Origin of the sequence: Humisphaera borealis (genome assembly GCF_015169395.1) — a bacterium.
Lineage (GTDB): Bacteria > Planctomycetota > Phycisphaerae > Tepidisphaerales > Tepidisphaeraceae > Humisphaera > Humisphaera borealis.
On record NZ_CP063458.1, the window covers coordinates 3229901 to 3247589 of the forward strand.

General features: G+C 63.9%; 13 protein-coding genes. 7 read left to right on the forward strand and 6 right to left on the reverse strand.

The window, feature by feature from the left end:
* The first annotated feature begins 13 nt into the window (after window positions 1-13).
* Window positions 14-3049: an FtsK/SpoIIIE domain-containing protein gene (locus IPV69_RS11985; protein ID WP_206295347.1), complete on the forward strand. Its 3036-nt coding sequence runs from the start codon at window positions 14-16 to the stop codon at window positions 3047-3049.
* A gap of 36 nt (window positions 3050-3085) precedes the next feature.
* Here IPV69_RS11985 and IPV69_RS11990 read toward each other — a convergent pair whose 3' ends face one another.
* On the reverse strand, window positions 3086-4414 hold the full coding sequence (locus tag IPV69_RS11990; protein ID WP_206295348.1) for a protein kinase domain-containing protein: 1329 nt from the start codon (window positions 4412-4414) through the stop codon (window positions 3086-3088).
* A 456-nt stretch (window positions 4415-4870) separates the two neighbouring features.
* Here IPV69_RS11990 and IPV69_RS11995 point away from each other — a divergent pair, with 456 nt between their 5' ends.
* Together IPV69_RS11995 and IPV69_RS12000 are read left to right on the forward strand one after the other, a co-directional pair.
* Complete coding sequence (locus IPV69_RS11995; protein ID WP_206295349.1) at window positions 4871-6058, forward strand: substrate-binding domain-containing protein; 1188 nt, start codon at window positions 4871-4873, stop codon at window positions 6056-6058.
* Window positions 6059-6710: 652 nt separating this feature from the next.
* On the forward strand, window positions 6711-8870 hold the full coding sequence (locus IPV69_RS12000; protein WP_206295350.1) for a CehA/McbA family metallohydrolase: 2160 nt from the start codon (window positions 6711-6713) through the stop codon (window positions 8868-8870).
* A gap of 32 nt (window positions 8871-8902) precedes the next feature.
* On the opposite strand, the gene IPV69_RS12005 is transcribed toward IPV69_RS12000, so the two are convergent.
* From IPV69_RS12005 to IPV69_RS12015, 3 genes are all read right to left on the reverse strand, one after another.
* Window positions 8903-10255, reverse strand: a complete 1353-nt coding sequence (locus IPV69_RS12005; RefSeq protein WP_206295351.1) for an NAD(P)/FAD-dependent oxidoreductase — start codon at window positions 10253-10255, stop codon at window positions 8903-8905.
* A gap of 65 nt (window positions 10256-10320) precedes the next feature.
* Complete coding sequence (locus tag IPV69_RS12010; RefSeq protein WP_206295352.1) at window positions 10321-11157, reverse strand: SirB1 family protein; 837 nt, start codon at window positions 11155-11157, stop codon at window positions 10321-10323.
* A gap of 197 nt (window positions 11158-11354) precedes the next feature.
* Window positions 11355-11663, reverse strand: coding sequence for a hypothetical protein (locus tag IPV69_RS12015; protein ID WP_206295353.1), 309 nt, complete (start codon window positions 11661-11663; stop codon window positions 11355-11357).
* Between the two features lie 120 nt (window positions 11664-11783).
* Here IPV69_RS12015 and IPV69_RS12020 point away from each other — a divergent pair, with 120 nt between their 5' ends.
* Window positions 11784-12224: an NADH-quinone oxidoreductase subunit A gene (locus IPV69_RS12020; protein WP_206295354.1), complete on the forward strand. Its 441-nt coding sequence runs from the start codon at window positions 11784-11786 to the stop codon at window positions 12222-12224.
* Between the two features lie 7 nt (window positions 12225-12231).
* On the opposite strand, the gene upp is transcribed toward IPV69_RS12020, so the two are convergent.
* Complete coding sequence (gene upp, locus IPV69_RS12025; protein ID WP_206295355.1) at window positions 12232-12855, reverse strand: uracil phosphoribosyltransferase; 624 nt, start codon at window positions 12853-12855, stop codon at window positions 12232-12234.
* Between the two features lie 108 nt (window positions 12856-12963).
* Window positions 12964-13524 (reverse strand): LeuD/DmdB family oxidoreductase small subunit, encoded by a 561-nt coding sequence (locus IPV69_RS12030; protein ID WP_206295356.1) that lies wholly within the window; start codon window positions 13522-13524, stop codon window positions 12964-12966.
* Window positions 13525-13679: 155 nt separating this feature from the next.
* On the opposite strand from IPV69_RS12030, the gene galK reads away from it, so the two are divergent.
* The 3 genes from galK to IPV69_RS12045 all read left to right on the forward strand — a co-directional run bounded on the left by galK (window position 13680) and on the right by IPV69_RS12045 (window position 17612).
* The gene (galK, locus tag IPV69_RS12035) at window positions 13680-14900 is read left to right on the forward strand and encodes a galactokinase (RefSeq protein WP_206295357.1); all 1221 of its coding nucleotides are present in this window, start codon (window positions 13680-13682) and stop codon (window positions 14898-14900) included.
* Window positions 14901-15082: 182 nt separating this feature from the next.
* Window positions 15083-15808: an SIMPL domain-containing protein gene (locus IPV69_RS12040; protein ID WP_206295358.1), complete on the forward strand. Its 726-nt coding sequence runs from the start codon at window positions 15083-15085 to the stop codon at window positions 15806-15808.
* Window positions 15809-15866: 58 nt separating this feature from the next.
* On the forward strand, window positions 15867-17612 hold the full coding sequence (locus IPV69_RS12045) for an amidohydrolase (RefSeq protein WP_206295359.1): 1746 nt from the start codon (window positions 15867-15869) through the stop codon (window positions 17610-17612).
* The last annotated feature ends 77 nt before the right edge of the window (window positions 17613-17689 follow it).

Sequence of the window (17689 nt, forward strand, 5' to 3'; positions counted from 1 at the left end):
GCCTGAGTGGGACGTGCCCTCGCTAAATGCGTCCGCCTCGGACTGGCTGCTGGAGCGCGTACGCGAGGTGCAGGCGTCGCCGGACGTGACTGCGGCCCGTAAGATCGCGGTGTTGCTGGCGGCAGCCGGTTACGGCAAAACACACCTGTTCGGACGCGTTGCCGACGCCCTCGGCGGCGACGTGCTCTTTGCGTTCGTCGGACCGATCTTTGAAGCGCAACTCGCTCGGCCGCTCCAGCACATCGTCTGGAACGTGGTCGAGGCTTTGTTCGACGCCCCGGCTGGCGGCGGCCCTCCCTGGATTGAGCAATTGCTGGCCCGGTTGTGTCGACCGTCGTTCGAGGCCTACTTCAAGCAGCTTCCAGACCTGCTGCGCACGAGGCATCAAACCTTGTGGCAGCGGCTGCAGACCGATCACCTGGCCGCGCTGGAGATCATCCGTTCCGTGGCCGAACCTTCGGCGTATCGACGGCTGGCCGAATCGATCGCCAGGGCGTTTCCCGGGCTGCGAAACGAGATTGTCCGCGCGCTGGCATTGGCCTGGTCGCCCGACGGAGCGGACGTTCGGCGCTGGCTCCGCGGCGACGACCTGCCGGAGCAGGAGTGCGCCCGCCTCGGGCTGTCGCAGACGCCGCCGGAACCCGAACGCGTGATCGAAGCAATCGCCACGATGTTGCAACGCATCGGCGTGCCACTCGTGATCTGCTGCGACCAGTTGGAAGCGGTGCTTAAGGATCCCGAAGTCGGACCGATCAACCTGTCGAATGGCCTGGTCGCGCTGCTGCATTCCGTGCCCAACACACTCATCGTGCTCGGATGCCTGGAAGACGCCTGGTCTGTTGTGATCGCGAACAAGGTACACGAGAGCTTCTTCGATCGCGTTCACAAGCCACAGAAGTTGGCAACGCTGTCGGCCGGCCATGCAGTCGATCTCGTGCGGCGTCGTGTCATGGCGTGGGACGGAAATCTGGCCAAGGGTGGTACCTGGCCGATCGCGGTGGAGTCGATTCAGGCATACGCCAACGCGCGGCCCCGCGCGCCCAGGGCGCTGCTGCAGGAATGTCGCAATGCGATCGACGAATGGCTGTCGACCGGCAAAGAGCCGGTCACCCTGGGTAACACGCCTCCGCCTCCCTTTCCTGAAGTGTTCATCCAGCACTGGAATACGGAACTGGCTGCCATGCAGAAGAAGGCGAAAAGCCCTGTCGACATTCAGGAAGCGCAGCTCTTTCAGAGCGTGAAGTACGCGATCGAAATCGCTCGCGTTGCAAATCACCTTCCGCCCGGAATGAGGGTCATCGACGCGATTGACGGTGCCATCAAACCCAGCGGCAACGACCCCCGTCCCAGTGTCGGCGTTCGCCTGGAAGCCGGCGGCAAGACGTTCAAAGTGATAGTCGCGGTGACCAAGCGCGACGCCGGTACGGCGTTCGGGTCGTACATGACCGCATTGACGGACGCCATAAAGCCCAAGGCCGTTGTCGGCGCGGTTGTCGTGCGGCCATACGCCGAGCTGAATGTCGGTCCGCACACCGCGGCCCGCAAGACCTACGACAAGGCGATCGCCGACGGCAAGCTGCGGCCTTTTGCGCTCGGGTCCGAGCGGTTCACTTTCGACCAGCTCGAGTGCCTATTCAGCATCCTGACCGACGCTGACGACGGGCTTCCGCTGGGCGGTCGGAATCTCAACCGCGATGACTGCGTGAAGTTGATCGCGGAGAATGGGCTCATCAAGGGGCTCAAGCTGCTCGACCACATTTTCGCGAACTGGGTGGAACTGAGTGCAGTGCAGCCGTCATCCGATACGCCCGCGATTGCGGTTGCAGTTCCTGCCGCGCCGGCAGTCGCGGGTACGCCACCAGCCGCAACGCCGCCCCCGCTGCCGGTCGCGGCCGGCCCGGCTCGTTCAGTAGCGACGGTGTCCGGCCCCCCCGCCGCCGCGGCAGCCGAACTCAAGCCGGCGGATATCAAGCCGGTCGATATCGCCAGCCTGGTCGACCAGCCGCAGGCCTGGGCCAATCGGATGCTTGCCGATATCACGGCCAAGCTTCTTCTGTACAAGCTTCCCGTCGAGCCGATCCGCGCGCAGGTCGGTCCGACGTTCGCCAGGCTTATGGTTCGCCCCGCCGACACCACCGACATCAACAAGGTTCGTAACAAGGCGACCCAACTGCGGGTATCGCTCGGTCTGGCGGCTGCGCCACTGATCGACTTTCAGCCCGGGTTTATCAGCATCGACATCCAGCTTCCCAGGCGGCAGATCGTCGCGCTGGCACCTTTGCTTGGCACTCGCCCGGCAAACCTCGTCGGCCAGACGGCATTCCCGGCGGGGCAGGATGTCGCCGGCCAGACCCACTGGCTGAACCTGGCCGACCCGTCGAGCTGCCACTTGCTGATCGCCGGCACCACCGGCAGCGGCAAGAGTGAGTTCCTCAAAGTGATGCTGGGCGCGATGGCGCACGGCATGACGCCGGAGCAGTTGCAGTTCATTCTGGTCGACCCCAAGCGAGTGACTTTCAACCTCACCGGGCTCAGTCCGTACCTGCTCAAACCGATCGCGTATGACGACGAGGCGGTCATTCCACTGCTCACGGAATGCGCCGACGAGATGGAACGGCGTTACGAAAAGCTGGCATCAATGCATAAGTCACACGTCAGCGAGCTGACCGGGGCCGATTCGGTTCCGCGCATCGTCCTGATGTTTGATGAGTTCGCCGACCTGATGCACGACCCGATCGCCAAGGCCGAGATGGAGCCGTTGCTGAAGCGACTTGGGGCCAAGGCGCGGGCGAGCGGTATCCACCTGGTGCTCGGCACTCAGCGGACGGAGGCCAGCGTGGTGACGCCATTGCTGCGGAGCAACCTGCCCGGCCGCGTGAGCCTTCGAGTCGCGAGCGAGAAGGACTCGATGTTGATCCTCGATGCCCCGGGCGCCGCAGAGTTGCTCGGCAAGGGAGACCTCCTCTGGAAACAAGGCGGAGACTTGCTGCGGCTGCAGTCGCCGTTCGTATCGAATGTGGAATTGGAAGAGCTATTGCGCGTGAGATAGGTCTGCTTCAGCCGATCCTTCGTGCCCGAGGGCTGCTCACCGCGCCTGCGCTGCAAGATACTCTCTCGCCAGCAGCCCGACATCGAAGCAACCCTCCGGCAGCGGCGGATCGCCGGACGGCAGGTATTCGATCGCCTGAAGCAACTCGCGGGCATCCTTGAAACGTCGTCCCGGGCCGGCCAGGCACTGCGACAGGATGCGGACCGTGTGGCTGTCGAGACCCTGGCCTTCGTCGCGCAGCCGTTCGGCAAAATCGTACGGCGGCCGCTCCAGCCGCTCGACCAGCAACTGATACCAGACCACGCCGATTGCGAATACGTCGTATTGCCCGAGGTTCGGTTCGGCGAACGGACGCGACGCCTCCGGCGGACGATACATTGACGTGCCCGCCTGCCCCAAGTCCGGCCGGCTGGACGAGCCCGATCCTGACGCCTTCCCCGGTGCCGCCGCCGGCTCGGCAATTTCGCCAAGGCCGAAGTCGGTTACCTTCGCCTGCGCGTCAGGTGGTGGGGTTAAGAGAATGTTGCCCGGCTTCAAATCGCGGTGGTAGATGCCCGCGCCGTGGGCGACGGCCATCGCGCGCACGATGTCGTAAATGACGTCGAACTTGTTTAGCGGCGAACGCTTCGTCTTGTCGTCGATAATCCAGTCTTCCAGCGACCGTCCAGCGACATACTCGAGTGTCATGAACGGATACTTCTGACCCGAAACAGTCACGTCGATCAATTCAACGATTCGCGGATCCTTACCCAGCGCCTCCTGGATACGGATAAGAGATTGGAACTCTCGCTTGATCCACTCTTGTGCGTCGGGCTGCGTAAAGAACTTGAATGCACGACGCATCCGCGTTTGACGATTCTGCCCGAGCCACACTTCGCCAAAGGTGCCCATGCCCAGAAACCGCACAAGCGTCCAATCCGGCTGCCCGTCGATCCTCTCGAATGGTCGCCGCTTCGTACCGAGCATGCGGGCGATTTGATCAAGGACGTCCTTTTGCCGAAGCACGTAGCTGTTGGCCGTCTCCTGGCTTGAGACGGTCCCGGACGCCCTGGTGAGGTTCAACAGCACTGACGCCAGCTCTTCCCGCTTGCGCGCGTCGTCTGGCGTCCTTCCAGGAACGGCTTGGCTGACGATGGACCAAACTTGGCGATTGGAGAGTCGGCCCCACTCCTCAAGAACCATTCTCGCCTGCGGGGGCGGGAGCTCGCCCCGTAAGCCGGGCACCTTCAGAGCCTCCGGATCGGGCGTTCCGCCGCCCTTCCCGAAAGTACCGACCAGATAACGAAGCACCTTCGTGGCCACCACGCCACCGGCAGCACTTGCAGCGCCCATCGCGATCTGTAGCAGGATGGCATACGGGTTCATGTGATGCTCCCCGATTTAGCAATGACGGTACCGCACTCTGAGTCACACCACCCCGGTTTGACATCGGTGCGCACCAGCGATTCACCGGGCATATCGTACAGAACAATCGCGATGACCGGTAATCCACGAAAACCCATTGGCGTTCGGCGATCAGAAGCTTCCCCCGCGCACTGCGCAAGTAGGAGCATTGTTCCTTAACTGAGTCACCCGTGCTCGAATCAGATCGAGGGTGAAATCAGAGCGGGGCAGGGCGGACTCCTTTCTTCACACCATCAGAGGGTTCGTGCCTTAGCGGTACGACGATGACAATGGGCAAACCGTTTCCGGACGACGACTGTTCATCCCGACCTCACCTATCGAACGATGAAGCTCAACGCTCGTGCGTTTGAGTTGTCTACTCTTGCAGGCGCATCACCGTTTCCAGGAAACGAGCAACCGGCTTCAGGAAGTTTGGACATGACACGAAAACCGCGTCGCGTCGCGCTGATGCTCGACTTGCAGTGGCCTTACAAGCGGCACTCGCAGGTGTTCGCTGGCATCCAGCGGTACGCTGAGGCGCAGGGTTGGATCTCTGTCATCGACGAGTTCGTGCACAACACGCTTCCGGGTCGCTCCGGCCGTGCGGTGCCTTACGACGGCATTGTGGCGCGGGGGAATCATCGGCTTGCCACCCGCGCGGCACGGCTGGGCGTACCGGTGGTGAACGTCTGGTCGAGTTCGCCGGCGCGGCACCTGATACCGGGAGTCTTCCCGGATTCGACTGCGACCGGCCGTCTGATCGCCGAGCACCTGCTGTCGCGCGGGTTTCGAGCGTTCGCCACCCTGACGTCGCCCCAGAACGTTGTCCATGACCTTGAAGTGAAAGAGTTCGACCGGCTGGTCCGCGAGGCGGGGTTCAGTTGCGACAAGTCCTTCGTTCCGCAGGACCCGTATAAGGATATCGCCAGCTGGCGGAAGACCGAGCGGCTGCTTCAGCAGGCGGCAAAGCGATGGAAACCGCCGGTCGCGGTATACGTCGGCGAGGAGTTCTGCGCTCGGATGCTCATTGAAGAGGCGCATCGGCTCGGGTGGCGCATTCCGCAGGACCTGGCGATCATCGCCGGCAAGAACGAAGAGACGCTTTGCGAGCAGCCGCGGCCATCGCTGACGAGCGTTGAGATCGGCTACGACCGGATTGGATTCGCGGCCGCCGAGCTATTGGACCGGTTGATGGACGGGGAACGGCCGCCGACCACGCCAATCCGAGTCCCGCCGCACGGACTGGTGGTTCGGGAGTCGACGGACTTCTACGCGGTCGACGACGGCGTTGTCGCATCGGCACTGGAGTACATTTCCGCGAATAGTCACCGGCCGATCGGCATTGCCGATGTCGCCCGGGCGGTGGGCGTCGAACGGCGGACGCTGCAGAACTACTTTCGCAAGTCGATCGACCGCCCGATCGCGACGGAGATCCGCCGGGTCCGGATCGAGCGCGCCAAGCGGGAGCTGGCGCAGGGGGATCGCCCGCTGTCCGAGATCGCCCGCGATGCCGGCTTCGGGACGATGCAGCGGCTGTACGAGGTCTTTCGACGCGAACTGGGCATGAGCCCGAGCGACTACCGCAAGCAGCGAACCCTCGATCCGGCCGCCGGGCGGAAACCGTAGCCTTCCTGAACGGGGAGCCTGGATGCCCCCAAGAACCGCCGGCACCGATCGCACTCGCACCCGTTCTCGATGGACGGCGCGAACACGAAAACATCGCTTGCAAATTTCCTGTTGGCACCTAACATATACCGTATATATTCGCTCCCCCCTCGGCGTGGTTCTGAGACGACTCGGAACCATGCTGAGTCTCTTTGCGCCATTGGCTGGGAATAGCGGTCCGAGGTCGCGCCGGGTTCGTTCGGCGGCTTGGGTTCGTTCGGCAATATCAACTCGGGTTCGTTTGGCAGTATCGGCTCGGGTTCGTTCGGCAGAAGCAAGTTGGCGGCGGCGGCGAATCGAGCGGCTATCGACGTGTGACGCACCTTGCACGGCTTGAAAAGCCGGATCATGGACGGTGGCGGCCTCGGGTTCGTTCGGCGATCTCGGGTTCGTTTGGCGGCTGGTTGAGCGGCTCGCGTCGCAAGTCCACGCGTGTCCTTGCCAGGGAACACCTGATGAGGGTCGGAGCGTCGGGTTCGTTCGGCGAAATCAGGTTCGTTCGGCCGCCACGCCGGCTGATCTCGGGTTCGTTTGGCGGGCGCCGATGTGCGATGTTGGGGTGGGTTCGCCGCGCGTTCGATGGCCTGATAGCCTTTGCCGTCGGAGGAAAGATATGACGGTCCGCATGACCTTCTGTGGTGTCGCAGCCCTGCTGCTTGCCGGAAGTGTGTCAGCTGTGCCGCCGGCCCAGACGCTGGTGGGTGGCATGCATCACCTGCGGTGGGGAACGGTGCGCGAATGGGATGAGTTTCCGCTGAAGCCGGAGTCGACGGGGCTCGAGCTGACGTTCGATTCGACGCCGAACCAGGCCGAGCGGACGCTGCGGCTCCGACACCGGGACCTGCGACAGGCCTGGGAGGTGTGGCTGAATGACAAGAAGCTGTTCACCCTGCCGCGCGATGAGCCCGAGTCGGTCACCTGCTGGGCGATCCCGCCGGGCTCGCTGCGCGAGAAAGCCAACACGCTGCGGATTGCATGTGCGGCCAAACCGCCCGACGCCGCCGCGACGGCTGCGGGCGCGCCGGTCTCCGATGACGTCATGATCGGCGATGTCGAAGTGATCGATCTGCCGCGCGCCGCCGTGTTAAGCGAAGCAGTCGTGTCGGTCTCGGTGCTCGCCGATGAAACGGGGCTGGCCTGCCCCAGCCGGATTACGGTGACAGACGAGCGCGGGGCGCTGGTCGACCTGGGCAACAAGAGCGACAGTCACCATGCCGTCCGCACCGGCGTCGTCTATGCCGGTACGGGCAAGGCCGATCTGCTGCTCGCCGCGGGGCGTTATACGATTTATGCCGGGCGCGGCTTCGAATACAGCCTGCCATCGGCAACCCTGGACGTCCGCCCCGGCGACAAAGTCCAGCAGACGTTCCGGCTTCGGCGGGTGGTGCCGACCGAAGGCTGGGTCGCGTCCGATCCGCACGTGCACACCTTTACCTTCTCCCGTCATGGCGACGCGACGATTGAAGAACGCCTGCTCACCCTGGCCGGCGAAGGAATCGAGCTGCCGATCGCGACCGACCATAACCTGAATATCGACTACACCGACGCCGCCAGGGGTACGCAGACCGCGCCATACCTGACGCCGGTGACCGGCAACGAGGTGACCACGCGCATCGGCCATTTCAACGCCTTTCCGATGGCGAAGGACGGTCCGCTGCCCGACTGGCGCGCCTCCACCTGGGGCAGGATTGCCGAGAGCGTTGCCAAAGCGCGCGTAGGCGAGCAGGCGGTCATCATTTTGAATCATGGCCGCGACATTCACGCCGGGTTTCGGCCGTTCGATCCGGTTCGGCATATCAGCCCCACCGGCGAGAACCTCGACGGCTGGGACCTGCCGGCCAACGCGATGGAGGTGATCAACTCCGGGGCCACGCTCAGTGAGCCGATGCAGCTTTACCGCGACTGGTTCGGCCTGCTGAACCGCGGAAAGCAGATCACGCCGATCGGTTCCAGCGATTGCCACGATGTGAACCGGTTCATCGTCGGCCAGGCGCGGACCTATGTGAAGATGAGGGACGCCGACGCGGGCCGACTCTCGTCGGCCGACGCCGTTCACGCCTTCAATGAAGGGCGCGTCCTCGTGAGCTACGGGCTGATCGCCGACCTGACGGTGGACGGCAAGTTCGGGCCGGGAGACCTCGTGCCGGCCGGCGCGGTGGACGATCTGAAGCTGTCGGTTCGCGTGCTCGGTCCGGAATGGACGCGCGCGGCACGGGTCACGCTGTTCGTCAATGGCGTGGCAGTTCGGACGGACCCGATCACTCAGCCGGCCGACAAACCCGAGCCAGCGGGGCTGAAGTACGCCGCGACCTGGACGCTGCCCCGGCCGAAGCACGACGTCTGGCTGACGGTGATCGCCGAGGGGCCCGGCGTCACCGGTGCGTACTGGCCGGCGGCGAAGCCCTACCAGGCGACGACGTCGGCGTGGACGCCTTACGTGATGGGTTCGTGCGGCGCGATCCGTATCGACGCCGACGAGTCGGGCACGTTCGACAGCGCGATGGCGCACGCGACGAAGATCGCGACCGCTGCCGGCGACGACACTGCCGCGGCGATCAAGGCGCTCAAGGCGATGGAAGCAACCGACGGCATCAGCACGCAGGCGGTCGCCGCCCAACTGGCGGGTCTTTGGCGGGCGCAGAACCCGGATACGTTCGTCGCCAGGATTGAATCGCAGCGAGCCGAGGCGAGTCCCGCGGCGACGCGGGGATTTGACGAGTTTATTGCAGCATGGAACCAGAGCGCCCGGGCCAGAGCAGCCGCGAGGCAGTAAGGACCGCAGGGCGTAGGCGGTGAGCGTCGGACCTACACCGCTGCCTGTTCGCTGGTGCCCCGGGTTTGCAGCAGGGTTGTCTCGGTCGCGCCGCCGCGAGGCTTGACGACGTGCAGGCGGAACTTGCCGGTGATCAGGCGGGCTTCGCGGTTGTTCATGATGTAGTCATAGACCCAGCCGGCCATCACGAACAGCTTGGTCCTGAAGCTGATCAGGAACATAACGTGAACGACGGACCACATGAGCCAGGCGACCAGGCCCGTGATGTGCCAGCCTTTGATGTCGGCGACGGCGCGTCGTTTGCCGATGGTCGCCATCGTGCCCTTGTCGTGATAGCTGAACCCGGGACGGGCCTTTACGTCGGCGCTTTGGCCGGAAAGCTCGGCTCGAAGGACCTTCGCGGCGAACTTGCCCATCTGCATCGCCGCGGGTGCCAATCCGGGCACGGGCTGGTTGGTTTTGGCGTCGGTGATGGCGCCGGCGTCGCCGAGGACGAAGACCTCCGGGTGACCGGGGATCGAAAGGTCCGGGCCGACGACGATGCGGCCGCTGCGGTCGGTCGGCACGCCAAGCGTTCTGAGCATGGCCGGCGCCTGCACGCCGGCGGCCCAGATGATGTTGTCGGCGGGGAGCTGTTCGTCGCCGACCCAGACGCCTGTCTCGTCGACCCCGGTGACGCGGCAGTTGAGGCGGACCTCGACGCCCATGTCCTGAAGGTCTTTGAGAGCGCGGGCGCTGAGCTTGGGATCCATCGACGGCAAGAGCCGATCGCCGCCCTGGAGGAGCATGATGCGGGACGTAGTGGTGTCGATGTTGCGGAAGTCTCTCTGGATATCGACGGCGGCGATCTCACGGAGCGCGCCGGCCATCTCGACGCCGGTCGGGCCCCCGCCGACGACGACGAAGGTCAGCTTCGCCCGGCGGCTGGCTTCGTCCTGTTCGAGCTCGGCGGCCTCGAATGCCAGGAGGACCTTTCGGCGGATTTCGGTGGCGTCGTCGATGCTCTTGAGACCCGGTGCCATCGGCTGCCACTTTTCGTTGCCGAAGTAGCTGTGGGTGACGCCGACGCAGATCGCGAGGTAATCGTACGACACGCTCGCCTCGCCGCCGGAAACGGTCTTGTTGGCAAGGTCAATCCGCTCGACTTCGCCGAGCACGACGCGGACGTTCTTCTGATCGCGGAAGACCCGGCGGATGGGATAGGCAATGTCGGCGGGCGACAGGCCGGCGGTCGCGACCTGGTACAGCAGCGGCTGGAAGCAGTGATAGTTGTGCTTGTCGACGAGGATGATGTCGAGCGGCAGACCGCGAAGGCCCTTGACCAGGTTGAGGCCGGCAAAGCCGGCACCGATCACAATCAGGCGTTTACGAGGAGAGTCTGCCATGCGGCAGATGGTAGTGGCGGAGTAGTCAGTAGTCAGTAGTCAGTAGGGAGCTTTACTGCCTACTCTCAAGCCGTAAGCACATTGCGAAGCTGAAGGAGGTCTTCGCGTTGCGGATCGTCGGGATTGTTTTCCAGATAGGCATCGAGCCACTGGCTCGCCGGGCCGGGCATGCCGCAGCGGGCGAGCACGAGGCCGAGATCGCGCTGGAGCTGGTTCTGATCCGGCCAGAGGAGCATTTCCATCTCCAAGATGGCGGCGACGTCGGTGTATTGGCTGCGGGCGCCGAAGACATTGAGGAGATTCTGCAGCATGCGCGTCAGCCAGTGGCGATTGCTGACGGGGCGAAGCAGTTCGTCGTCCCACTCGGTGTCGGGGCCGTGGATGTCCATGACCTTCTGGTGGGCTTCTTCCCGCGAGAGCAGGCGGCCCCCTTCAAAGCAGTCGATGAGCATGGGCTCGCCGTCGGTGTGCACACTGACGACAAAATGCCCCGGCAACCCGACCCCATTGACGCGAAGGCCGAGGCGTTCGGCGATCAGCTTGTAAACGAGGCAGAGACTAATCGGCAAACCCCGCTTGGTTTCCAGCACGGCCGGCAAATAGCTGTTGACCGCGTTGTAGTAGTCGTCGCGATTGCCGACGAAGGCGAGCTCTTCGAAGAGGTATTCATGCAGGTGGGCGACCAGAACGTGCCGACGGCTGGAGCGGACCCGCGACCGAATCTTGTTCGCGTGCTCCTGGATGGCTTGGTCGACCGAGGCAAGATCGACATCGCGGAGCTGATGACTGGCGATCGCGACCGCACCATTGAGAAGCGCGTCGGAGGAACCGAGTGACGCCACCTGCGATTCGAGCAGCCTGTACGCCTGTGGGTTGCAGCAGATCGGCAATGCCTGGTTCATGGACGTCTCCACTGCTGGGCTAACGCGGCGGTCTACACGACGGATATTATCGGTCAGCAGGCCGCATTACGTGAAGATTCTAGGACCTGAAGGGATCTCCTGTGAACGGTCCATCGCGGAAATACGGCGTGAAATGCGACTCATCGGTGAAAGGCGACTCATCGTCCGGCCCGTCAGCGATTTGCTATGGGCCCGGTTCACACCGCCGGCACTGGCGAAACGTCGCTGGCGCTTTGGCGGTGCAGCGTCTGGCGCCAGAACCGGTGGATACACCGGGACAACTGCGACAGCTCCGATCGGCGGAGCCGACCGATCGCGACCGACCCGTCCAGTTCCAGCCAGGCGAGCGCTCGACCCGGAATAAGGTCACAGAAACTGTAGCGCGTCGCCAACTCCGCGAGCGCGACACCGATCGAAGAGTGAGGGCGGATGAATTGACGTTCCGACAAAGCCGCCAACAGTTCATCGGCGTCGTACGCGGGGACTCGGGCTTTCAATACCTTCATGCAGACTCCTTGGGCGTGAACCGGATATGGTAGGCCGCGAGGAGCTGATCCTGCACTCGTGCCGGCAGTGTCGCTGACTTTTGAAACCTCGCTATACTGCCCCGGCACCACCAGATTCACATGGCGATCCTTCTATCCATCACCCTCTTCGTGGCGTTCGCGACGGCGTTCGTCTTCTTGAACCTGCTCGCCGGCTCCCTTGCCCGGCCGAAGCTGCCGAATGCCGAGAAGCTGGAAGTCTACGAATGCGGGGAACCGACGATCGGCAGCAGCTGGGTGCAGTTCGACCTGCGGTTTTACATCGTCGCGCTGGTGTTCCTGGTGTTCGATGTGGAGGTGGCGCTGTTCTACCCGTGGGCGGTGGCGTACGGCGACGCCGCGGCAATCGCCGCCGAGATCGGCCAGGGCCTGACCGCAGCCGCGGTCCGTGCAGCGGCGCTGGTCGACCTGCTGTTCTTCTTCGGCGTGCTGATCGTGGGGTTCGCCTACCTGTGGCGGTTCGGCTACCTGGATTGGGTGCGGTCAGCGGCAACGACGAGTTTGAAACGCGACGCCAAGTGAGCCTTGTTCACGTTCCGAAGATGCGATCACCGGCGTCGCCCAGCCCGGGCAGGATGTACCCCTTGTTGTTCAGTTCGCGATCGATCGCGGCTGTGTAGATGGGGACTTCGGGGTGCGTCCGGTGGATCGTTTGGATGCCTTCGGGCGAGGCCACCAGACACACGAACTTCATGCTCGTGACGCCGGCCTTCTTCAGGAACGACACCGCCGCCGACCCGCTGCCGCCGGTGGCGAGCATGGGGTCGATCAGCAGGACTTCCGTGCTGGCGATGTCAGGCGGGAGCTTCTGGTAGTAAGTCACCGGTTCGAGCGACTGCTCGTTGCGGTAGACACCCAGGTGCCCCATGCGGGCGTCAGGGAGCATTTTGAGTACGCCGTCGGCCATGCCCAGCCCGGCGCGAAGGATCGGCACCAGTGTGACGGGTCGCGACAGCACCCGCCCGGTCATGCGCTCCAGCGGCGTCTGGACGATCTTGGGCGTCGTCGGCCAGTCGCGGGTGACCTCATACACCATCAGCCCGGCGATCTCGTCGAGGAGGGTGCGGAACTTGCGATGGTCGGTGGTGAAATCCCGAAGCTCGGTGAGCTTCGTCTGGATGACGGGGTGGTCGATGAGGTTGACGTTGGTCATGGGAGCAGGCACGCAGGCAAGAGGCACGCGGGCACGAAGATCCGCTGAACCCTCTCACGGCATGAAGCCTTCGTGCCTACGCGCCTCAGTGCCTGCTTGCCTCATTCCTCACGCAATCATCCCCGCCTGCTTCGCATAGTTGAATACGCCCCCCGCTTCGATGATTGGCAGGACGTCTCCCAGCGGCCGCAGCTCGTGCCGCTGGCTCTTGGTCTTGTTCAGCAGGTAGCCGTCGAGCAGATGGACTTCCAACTCGTCGCCGGTGTCGATCCTGTCGACAAGGCGGTGGACGCTTTCCAGCGGGACGAGGTAGCCGCCGTTGACGCTGTTGCGGAAGAAGATGCGGGCGTAGAACTCGGCGATCACGCAGTGGCAGCCGGCCTCGGCGATCGCGAGCGGGGCGTGTTCACGGCTGGAGCCGGAGCCGAAGTTCTTCCCGCCGATGACGATCTGGAAATCACTCTTGAACTCGTTCTCGCGGACGAACGGGGTGTTGCCATCCGGCAACCCGCGCTGGCCGGGAGGAACGCTGCTCATGCAGTATTGGCCAAACCGCTTACGCTCGTCGGGGATCGACGGGTTGAACGAGAGGTAGATGGCCGGGATGATTTGGTCGGTGTCGACATTGTCGCCCAGCACATAGGCTCGGCCGGTGATCACGCTTTCCATGGGTCGCTGACGTCCTTTCGTAAGGGGAAAGGTACAGGTTTGCCGGTGCGGATGGAAGTGTAGGCGTCCCGCTCCGACTTTGACCGGACGCTTCGACCCGGCCGAACGCTGGCAGATTGTTGACCCCGCGCACCGGCGTTCATAGAGTCGTCCACATGCAGCCACCGCGCGGGCCGTCGTCCTCCGTAACCGACAACGCCGCCAGGCAGGCGGCGTTGCTGGGGGCGTTCGGCCGGCACTTTGGCAGCCCGACCGCAAACAGCCGCAGGGTTCGCATCATTCGGGCTCCCGGCCGCGTGAACCTTATCGGCGAGCACACCGACTACAACGACGGCTTCGTCTTCCCGATGGCGATTGAGCCGCAGGCGCTGATCGCCTGCCGCAGCCGGGATGACGGCCTGGTCCGCCTCGCGTCGACCGCCTTCGAAGGACCGCTTGTGGAGTTTTCCGTCCAACGGCGGATCGAATCCGGCGAACCGGGCTGGGCCAACTACAGCCGGGGCGTCGCCCAGCAACTGGTCAGTGCCGGGATCCCGCTGTGCGGGATGGATGCGGTGATCGACAGTTCCGTTCCTGTCGGCGGCGGCCTGTCCAGCTCGGCTGCGATCGAGGTGGCTACCGGACTGGCGCTGCTGACCCTCGCCGGCCTGGACATGGACCCTCAACGGCTGGCGCTGGTGTGCCAGCAGGCCGAGCATTTCTTTGCCGGCGTTCCGTGCGGCATCATGGACCAGACGATCGTCGCCGCCGGCCGCGCCGGGCACGCCATGCTCCTCGATTGCCGCGATCTCTCGAAGCAGTACATCCCGGTCGACGGGCGGGAATTGCAGGTTGTGATCATCAACAGCATGGTCCGCCATGCCCTGACCGGCGGCGAATACGCCGAGCGACGCGAGCAGTGCAATGCGGGCGTAAGGCACTTCAACCAGGGCAATCCGGGTGTGACGACGCTTCGCGACGTATCGCTCGAGACGCTTCGCGCCGCCGAGGACGTACTGCCGGCCGTCGTTTACCGTCGCTGTCGTCATGTCGTGACGGAGATCGCTCGAACGACCCGGGCCGCCGCCCTCCTCTTGCAGAACGACTACGACGAGCTGGGCCGGCTGATGCTGCAGAGCCATGAGTCGCTGCGCGGCGACTTTGAAGTCAGCACGCCCGAGCTCGACCTGCTGGTCGCCGAGGCGATGACCGTTCGAGGCGTCTACGGTGCGCGAATGACCGGTGCGGGTTTCGGCGGGTGTGTGATCGCAGTCGTTCAGCCCCGGGCGGTCGAGCCGCTCCGCCATCACATCCTGAAGGTCTACCCCGAAAAGACTGGCGTAACCCCCGACATCTACGTCACCACGGCAACGGCGGGCGCATCGGTTCTGGAATAGGCAATGGTGTTGCGGGCTTCAGCATGCATCTCCGCAGCACAGACGCTGTTTGATCAAACCGCTTATCGCGTCGCCTGCAACTCCTGATCGCGACGCGCGTCTATCACAATAGTCGTGTTCGTCGTCGGCTGCCGATTGCAAACGCGACGTCTTCCCATCCACCCTGCCTCAGGAGATCACTCATGCGCACGCCTTTCGCCATCGCCTTACTACTGCTAACCGCCCTGCCGCTGTCGGCGCAGGAACAGAGCACGAAGCCCAGCATTTCCACCACCGGCGAGTCGGTGGTTTATGTGCGGCCGGATGAAGCGGTCCTCTCCTTCGGCGTCGAAACCTACGACGCCAGCCTCGACAAGGCCAAGCAGCAGAACGACGAGAAGTCGGCATCGCTGATCAAGGCGGTCATCGCGCTGGGGATCGAAGAAAAGCACGTCGCGACCGATCGCGTGGAGGTGGAATTGCGATACGCGGACCGCGGCAAACCCATCGCCGGGATCGAAGGGTACTACGCCAGGCGGGGTTACTCGGTAACGCTCAAGGACATCAGGCTGCTGGAGAAGCTGATCGACACGGTGCTCAAGTCGGGCGCGAACCGGCTGTCGGGTGTGGACTTCCGCACGACCGAACTGCGCAAACACCGCGATCAGGCCCGGCGCATGGCGATCAAGGCGGCGAAGGAGAAGGCCGAACTATTGGCCGGCGAGCTTGGCGCGACCGTTGGCGGACCTCGAACGATCAGCGAATCGTCCTACAACCTCTACGCCGGTAGTCGGCTCTTCAACGGGAACTCCTTCGCGCAGAACTCCGTCCAGATGATGCGCGGCGGCGACGGCAATGGCGGTGATTCGACACCGCTCGGTCAGATCGCCGTCAGCGCGAGTGTCGCCGTCACCTTCGACCTGAAGTGACCGGCGAGCTTTGCAAGTCTCCGCCAACCGAATGTCCCGACCGGCGGTACAAGCCGTTATGAACCGCACCTGCTGCGCCGCGCTGATCGGCTGTCTCGTGTTCGTGCTCGCCGGGAATGCCCCGGCGGCGGCCAATCCGCCAGACCTTATTCTGCACAACGGGAAGATTGTCACGGCCGACAAGGTGTTTTCCGTCGTGGCAGCGATCGCGGTGAGAGGGGGCAGGATCGTCGCAACCGGTGCCGATGCCGAGGTCCTCGCCGGCAAGGGCGACGCCACCAAAGTGGTGGACCTCCGTGGCAAGATGGTCCTGCCCGGACTCATCGATTCGCACGTCCACCCGCGGGCGGCGATGTTCGAGTTCGACCATGACGTGCCCGATATGGAATCGATCGCCGACGTACTGGCCTACGTCCGCGACCGTGCCGCGAAACTGGGCGACGGCAAATGGATTTCCGTGCAGCAGGTGTTCATCACCCGGCTGAAGGAGCAGCGCTATCCGGCGCGGGCAGAGCTGGACCAAGCCGCCCCGAAAAACCCCGTCCTGTTCTCGACCGGCCCGGACGCGTCGCTCAATTCCCTGGCGCTCAAGCTCAGCGACATCGACGAGAACTGGAAGGTGACGGATGGCGGTCCCGGCTACGCCGAGAAGGACCCGGCGACCGGCGAATTGACTGGCATCCTGCGTGGCTGCATGCGTTACGTGAAGAGCCAGTCGAGCTCGAAGAAGGCGACCGAAGACGACATCTACAGCCGTACGCTCGCCCTCTTCCGCGACTACAACGCCAACGGCATCACCGCCGTCGCCGACCGCTCGGCCGACCCGTCGGCTGTCACGCGGTACACGAAGATGCGCGACACCGGCGACCTGCCCGTGCGGATGTCGCTCTCGTTCAACATCGCCACCATCGGCGAATTGAGCGCGATCCAGGATCGCATCCGCAAACTCGCCGACCATCCGCTGCGTAAGGACGACCCGATGCTGAAGCTCGTCGGCATCAAGACATTCCTCGACGGCGGCATGCTCACCGGCAGCGCCTACATGCGGAAGCCCTGGGGCGTCAGCAAGATCTACTCGATCACCGATCCCGACTACCGTGGCGTATTGCTCATCCCCAAAGAACGGGTCTACCCGCTGGTGAGAGCAGCGATCGAAACCGGCCTGCAGTTCACGGCCCACAGTGTCGGCGATGGCGCGGTCGAAATCCTGATCGACGCCTACGAGCAAGCGGCGAAAGATCTCGGCGTCGAAAAGGTTCGTGCGACACGCCCCTGCATCACCCACAGCAACTTCATGGGCGACGACCTCGTCCGGCGCATGCCCGCACTCGGCATCGTCGCCGACATCCAACCCGTCTGGCTCTACCTCGACACGCGGACGCTGCAGGCCCAGTTCGGCTACGACCGGCTGCGTTACTTTCAGCCGCTCAAGTCGCTCTTCGACGCGGGCGCCATCGCCGGCGGCGGTTCCGACCATATGCAGAAGATCGGGGCGATGCGGGCCGTCAACCACTACGACCCGTTCCTGGGCATGTGGGTCACCGTCAGCCGAAAGGCCCGCTGGCACGACGGCCAGTTGCACCCCGAGGAAGCGCTCTCGCGCGAGCAGATGATCCGGTTCTATACGAACAACAACGCGCAGATCATTTTCCGCGACCATCAGATTGGATCGCTCGAAGCCGGCAAACTGGCCGACATGATCGTCGTCGATCGAAACCTGCTGACCTGCCCCGAAGACGACATTCGAGAAACGAAGGTGCTGCAGACGTACCTGGGTGGGAAGTTGGTGTACGATCGGAAATGATTGTTCGCGCCGGACTGCCTTCCTGAACCAAGTGAGGGATGACACCGGGCGCACCCCGTTTCAAAGGTCGTTCATCA